Here is a 6841-nt window from a genome sequence, read left to right on the forward strand (position 1 = left end):
CATAGGGAAGACCTCTTTTCTGTGGATTTAGTAGGCTAACTTTATTCTACAGAAAGGGTCTTCCTTTTTCTATGAACATTATTTAGTGCATTTCTATTTACACAAAATATTTTACACTCTCAAAATACATCTCCAAAAATTTATAGCTTTGCAAATTATTTCAGCTTTTGCTACAGCCATTTTCAAAAAACAAATCGAAATTACTAAGAAGTTTTAGTTTGATAATAAAAATACATCCATTCTTAATTAATATTAATTACTGTTAATAGACCGTTTATTTACTCATTTCCAACAACCCGAAAAGTATAGCTATTCAAAAATTCCATTACTCCATCTATATCTATTTCATGACTTGCATACATTTCTAATTGAATTTCCTGAGGAAGATATTCACTATATTTAGAAACAAACAATTCATTTTCCTTAGTTACCGAAATTAACTCTTCTATCTCCCAACTTTTATTTTTAATTTGTGTTAATTCATCGATAATGTCTACCGTTGAAGGCAGTTTGATTCTGCCTAAACCATCTGGTGCTCCAATATCTATCCCCCTGGCTCTTAACATCCAGACAAGTGTTTTCACTATAGTTGTCCCGGTAAAGGTTTCAAATATCATTTCTTCCTTGTCTCTCCAAGTAATTCGTTCCGTTGATTGGATTTGATTATATAGGTAAGGCCTACGTAGATCTTTTAGCAAATCTGTTGCCTCTTCATTTAAATATATAAATGATTGATTGGAGCACAGAATCTCCATTATTTTTTCTGGTATACGTTTATGTAATTTAATATTTCCACCCGTATATTTAGGAGGGTCCCCATCTACTGCCTTCTGAACATATATTTTATTTCGGTTCATATCAATATCTTTAATCTTCCATAGACGTCCCGCTAGGATGATATTATCTCCTACATTTAAAAACATAACCTTATCCAAAGTACCAATGGTTTTCATTCCAGCAACAACTTCATACATTTCAGGGGTCATAAATACGGAATAAAAGTCTTTACTACGCATTAGCCTTTCCCCTTCTAACCCCACAATCAATTCATTAGTGCCCTGGATTTTTTCAAGTATTTCCTTATCTAACATATGTTCTATTAAAGAGAGTATCTTGTCCTTTTCAAGTTCAGAAAAAATACCAATTTGCTCTATCTTCAATAATAAATCTTCTAATCTAACCCCATTTGTTTCTTTACAAATCGAGATAATTTGATGAAACAATATATCATAAGGCTTTGCGTATCCCTTTGCAGGTTCCACCCATTTTTCTCTTACCAGTTCCATAACAGCTAACGATTGTAAGAAGCTGTCTTTTGTTGTTGAATACAACTGTAACATCTGGTTGGCATCTCTTTTTCTTCCCGATCTTCCTAAACGTTGTTTCAATGCAGACACAGTAAAAGTGCTATCCAGCTGAATAACTAAATCAATACTTCCAACATCAATACCTAATTCTAACGAGCTTGTTGCTACAACACTTTTTGGAACAGTCGATTCAGCCATCTTTTTTTCAACATATTCACGTTCTTTTTTATTAATCGATGAATGGTGGGCATAATAGGTTTCTTCTATACCCTCTTTTTTGGCAAGTCGATTTAACATTACGGTTGTTTCCTCAACCTCTCCCCGGCTGTTACAAAAAATAAGTGCTTTTTGCTCTCTTGTTAAAAACCGTATATCTTCAAATAATTCGAGTGGTTTTTTATAATTCTTATCTGCGGGGAAAGGCATCAAACTATAGAACAAATCTTTGTCGTTACCAGGAGATTCAATAATTTGTACACTTTCTGAATTCGAGTGATTTACCCATTTCTTAACAAATGAAAAATTATCAATTGTTGCTGAAAGACCAATAATTCGAGGACATTTTTCCGTATACAGTTCCATTCTTGATAGCAAAGATCGTAAATGGACTCCTCTTTCTGTATCTAAAAATGAATGTATTTCATCAATAACAATGAAGTCTACATATTGAAAAATTGATACAAGGTGTTCTGTTCGATTGATAAATAGACTCTCTATCGATTCTGGTGTAATCTGCAATATTCCAGCTGGGTTTTGTATGAACTTCTTTTTTCGTGATTGAGATACATCGCCATGCCAACGATGGATTGGGATATTTGTATATTCACATAAAGAAATTATACGTTCAAATTGATTATTAATCAGAGCCTTTAACGGGGAAATATATATTACTTTTAAATAATTTTCCGCTTCTTCTTCAATCATTGATAATATAGGTAAAAAAGCAGCTTCCGTTTTACCAGAAGCTGTTCCTGATGAAAGAATAATATCAAAATCAGTTTTCATAATGGCAGGTATAGCCATATCTTGAATCGGCGTAAATTCGTTCCAACGCATATCCCAAATTTTTTTCTGAATCTTTTTAGATAATAAATCAAAAGTACTCACCATTATCCCTCCAATTTTGCAAATCGAGAGGTCATTGGAGAAGCTTGTTCTGCCTTTCCCTCTTCCTTCGAAAAGATTTTACTATAATCATAATCAGGATTTTGATGCAAAATATTAAGTGCTCCTAAGAAGTTTCGAATAATATCTCCTACGGTAAGATTTTCATTAGCACCCGGACGTGCATATTCTTTCTTTAAAAAGGAGGCAATATTTTCTTTGCTAATATTTGTTTCATAACCGTAGTGCGCAGCATGAATATCCCTCAGTTTTGTTAACAATACAAACGTATCATTCTGATTTAATGGAGTTAATTTAATAACCGGCTGGGATAAATCTCGATGTTCCTTTGTTTCAAATTTATTACTTTCTAATCGTCTTTTTAAAGCTCCGTAACTAAACATACCCCTCCGCTCGTCTTCCAAAAACTCAGGCGTTCCACCAATGGTAATATATAGACCTTCTACATTCCCTTGCAATGTATCATTATATATTTTTAAGATCGATTCATAATTTTTTTCCCTTGACTGCGGATGGGTAATTTTGTATAAGTTAATCGCTTCATCTAAGTTAATAACTAAACCTGAGTACCCTATCTGTCTCACAAACTTTGCTATGACTTTCAGAAATTCATAATAATTCGTATCGTCAATTATTGTGCGAACTCCTAAATCCTTTTGAGCTTCAGTTTTTGTACGATATTCTCCCCTTAACCATCGCAAAGAACTACGTTGCAATTCAGGATTATCTTCTATAAACCCTTTAAAATATAGGGTAATAATCCGCGCAAAGTCGTATCCACCTGTCAGCTCGTCCATTTTGGATACAATTGAAAAAACCTTTGATTCTATATCTTTTACAAAATCAGGATTATCAAATTCAATTGATCCATAACCTTTCTCTTGTAATACTTGGGCCTGTATTTCACTAATCCACTTTTCTAAAATATTACCTAATGCATCCCCATCCGGCTTAGTAGAAGTAGATAAATTTTTCATTAGTTCGGTATAAATAGCGACCGCTTTTCCTTCACTTCCATATAATCTTCGCTGAGGTGTGAAGTCTGCCTTTGCTACGACAAACTTTTGCTTAAAAGCAATTTGTTGAGTTAAAGCCTGAATAAAACTTTTACCGCTTCCAAAAGGACCAATAAAAAACTTAATACTAGATGTACCGTTCTTTACATTGTTTAAATCCTTCAATATTTGTTCGGCTTCCTCTGTTCTTCCAACCATAATATAATGAAGCCCTCGGTTCGGGACAACACCACCTGCAAGAGAGTTAAGAATAGCAGTAGAATCTCTTTTTTTAATTTTCAACTTTCTCACCTCTTATAATCGCTCTGATTCCTTCATAATCATTAAGAATTTCAATCATTTCTTCAGTCTCTTCTAACAAAATATCATCTAAGTATTCATTCGCCTTTTCATTAATCTCTGTTATAAAAGCCCCAAGCATTCTACCGTGCTTCTTTGCGAACTCTTTTGCTTTCTCGATAGACAACATATTATTTTCAAACAACAGGAGAAATTGTTTTTCAATGTCGGTCAAATCTTCTATAAATTCATCAGAATTTCCATCTTCATCAACAAACATTGAAACCAATGAATTTTCTTTATTTAAATCATTATCAATTATTTTAGTAAAAGTTTTTTCAGTATTGCCAGTTTGTACATTTTCTGGCTCTTTCGTTGCAGTAACTTTCATATGTTCAGATTCCACTTCATCAGAATCGATTGTATCTATTTTACTTTGTAGACGACGTAATTCTTCTTCTTTCTTATTAATTTCATCCCAATCAAACTCAAACTCGTTTAACGGCTGATCTTCGCTTGTTCGCATTTCTTTCTCATCTTTTTCAATTTCTTTTGACGGAGCCGGGATTGAACTTCCTTTTATTCCTTTCTCTTTAGATTGTACCGTTTTAAATCGTTTGTTTGCTTCTAGCATTTTTTCTTTCATCCCAGGTGGGAGCACCTCTTCATCCACTTTTATTTGTCTTTTTTCACCAATTTCAATCCTGACAACATTTTCTGCTAAACGGAAAAGGTTAGACAACACATTATACAATTCTTCAGTTGGATGACATTCTTTAACCCTTATATGAATTTGCCTATCAACCCTATCAACCACCGCACTGCTGAACAAGTTTCTAATCGCTCTTGAATTACGAACCTCGAACCATTTATTTAATAAGTCAGTTCCCATTTCTTGATACACTTCTTGTATGAGCGGAATACTTTGTTTAAATTTGTTATATATTTTATTTTTATGTTTTTGAAAAAAAACGGTTTCTCTATAATTACGTATATACGGTTTCCAAACACTCATCGATATCTTTTCTAGATTATTCGTTTCTTTCTGCAGAATTTGATATAATTTCGGTACATTATTTTGCTTAAAATCATCCCATTCTTCTGCTAAATCAACCTCTCCTAATTCATACAACATATCTGCAATCCAAGGTCTTAAATAACTTTCCAATTCTGGATAAATATCTTTATAGTTATCCAGTAATCGAATTAACATACTAACATTAAACGCTGCATTTCGATTAAATGAATAATTCAAAAGTTCATACACAAAAATAAAAATGTAACTTAAATCAACTTCTAAGTAATTTCCTTTAAGTGCTTGTTCTCTCCAATAGAAATACCATTTTAATTGTCTTTTATCTAAATCCTGAAAAGTAGGCCAATATGATTGAAAAGGAATCTCTTTCGTTTCGAACCCTCTTTGTTGGGCATATTTTAATGAGTCCCTTGTAAAATCAGAAAAATTAGTAGACATTGAAACTGTTAACCTTACACCGTTTTCCTCATAAATAGTATCATCCGCATTTTCTAGGTGTTCTAAGATGCTTTTATCTGCCTTTAGATGGCTGTATTTAGGAAGTATAATTTCACTTTCCTCATAAAAAGTAAAAGAATCCCTTAAAAAATTTGTCACTTTTTTTAGGTTGGAACTATTTGATACCGAATTCAATTTGTTATCTATAGACATTTTAGTTTCTATTACTTTTGACGTATTTTCAACAGGTAGAAATCCATTCATATTTTTAGATTCATTCTCTTGTTTACGTTTAATTTCCTCATTTATTTGATTTGCCCATTTTTTTACAAAAAGCATATCAATCCAACCTAAAAATATCGGTATATATGTCCAACTAAAAAGAAGATACAATACACCTCTAACATATTTTTTATAGTAGAATAGATGAGCCCCAATTCCCCCTAAGAAAAAAGCAAGGGTGTATCCCAATATCAAAGATTTTTCCTTTTTCATAAACTCACTTCCTATAATTAGACACTTTAATTTAATTATAGACATATTTACCTAATACTTAAAGTGTGATGAAAGATGGAAAAACTAGAACGTTGTAACCATCAAGATAAAATGAACACTTTTGTCATCAAAAATAGAAGTACGATGTTTCGTTCGATAGTTTTTATCGTTATTAAAATATATTACTTTCTCAGCCCTATGAATAATTCTGTCTAAAATAGCTGTTATAATACCTGTCTGGATCCCTAATAATTCTCCCACTCGTTTTATAGGAAAGTTTCATATAGGTCATTAATTATATAAAAAATAAGTTTGCTTCATTTTATTCATCGTTCTATAAAAACAAACATGATCTTTCGCTCTCAACCCTGAATGAAAATAATTAATTTTCGTCTATAATGTAGATACCATAACAGTGAGTATATGACGCGGGCTTTAATGGTGGTTTTAACCCTGTAATAAAAACTGTTGGAGTGAATTTGTTGCACAACCCATTGTTAGCTCCCTCGACTTGAAGGATAACTACGTACAGAAAAATGATAAACTTACAAATTCACTCCACTGTTGTGGAATCTAAAAGAAAGGTTGAGAGATATGGATGTATTATTTAAACGATGTGCAGGTTTAGATGTACATTCGGAATCAATTGTCGCTTGTGTTCTTATTGAGAATGACAACAATGATCTTACTAAAGAAATTGAAACCTTTGGGACGTTAACAAAAGATTTATTTCATTTGTTAAAGTGGCTTGAAAGCCACGGTGTAACACATATAGCCATGGAGAGTACAGGAATTTATTGGAAACCTGTATTTAATATCCTAGAAGATTTTTTTGATATTACTTTGGCGAATGCCCAACGGATTAAGAATGTTCCTGGTAGGAAGACTGATGTTTCAGATGCAGAATGGATTGCGAAATTATTAAGACATGGACTTATTGAGAAAAGTTTCGTTCCGCCAGAGGATATACGTCAACTTCGTGACTTAACCCGCTATCGAAAGAAATTGATTAATAATATTACTGCAGAAAAGAATCGAATTCAGAAAGTCTTAGAAGCATCAAACATTAAACTGGCAACAGTCATTTCAGATGTGTTCGGCGCTTCTGGAAGAAGGCTATTGGAACACTTAATTTCAGAAGGCTA

Annotated in this window: 4 protein-coding genes; 1 reads left to right on the forward strand and 3 read right to left on the reverse strand. The window is 32.7% G+C overall.

Annotated elements, in window-relative coordinates; genetic code table 11:
- Positions 1–278: 278 nt before the first annotated feature.
- From IEV18_RS16015 to IEV18_RS16025, 3 genes are read right to left on the reverse strand one after another with little or no spacing between them, the layout of a single operon-like run.
- Entirely contained in the window at positions 279–2417 is a 2139-nt protein-coding gene (locus IEV18_RS16015; protein ID WP_188393375.1) for a DEAD/DEAH box helicase, read from the reverse strand.
- Entirely contained in the window at positions 2417–3730 is a 1314-nt protein-coding gene (locus tag IEV18_RS16020; RefSeq protein WP_188393376.1) for an ATP-binding protein, read from the reverse strand. Before IEV18_RS16020 ends, IEV18_RS16015 begins: the two co-directional genes overlap by 1 nt.
- Entirely contained in the window at positions 3720–5696 is a 1977-nt protein-coding gene (locus tag IEV18_RS16025; protein WP_188393377.1) for a TerB N-terminal domain-containing protein, read from the reverse strand. The genes IEV18_RS16020 and IEV18_RS16025 overlap by 11 nt, the downstream gene beginning before the upstream one ends.
- Positions 5697–6290: 594 nt before the next feature.
- Between IEV18_RS16025 and IEV18_RS16030 the strand changes: the two genes are divergently transcribed.
- The coding region (locus IEV18_RS16030; RefSeq protein ID WP_188393378.1) for an IS110 family RNA-guided transposase at positions 6291–6841 on the forward strand (551 nt) is incomplete at its 3' end.

This window comes from Compostibacillus humi (assembly GCF_014637175.1).
GTDB lineage: Bacteria > Bacillota > Bacilli > Bacillales > Amphibacillaceae > Oceanobacillus > Oceanobacillus humi.

Excerpts from the sequence above, each read along its gene's own strand:
- IEV18_RS16015 (WP_188393375.1), bottom strand. The coding sequence starts at position 2,417 with ATGGTGAGTACTTTTGATTTATTATCTAAAAAGATTCAGAAAAAAATT.
- IEV18_RS16025 (WP_188393377.1), bottom strand. The coding sequence starts at position 5,696 with ATGAAAAAGGAAAAATCTTTGATATTGGGATACACCCTTGCTTTTTTC.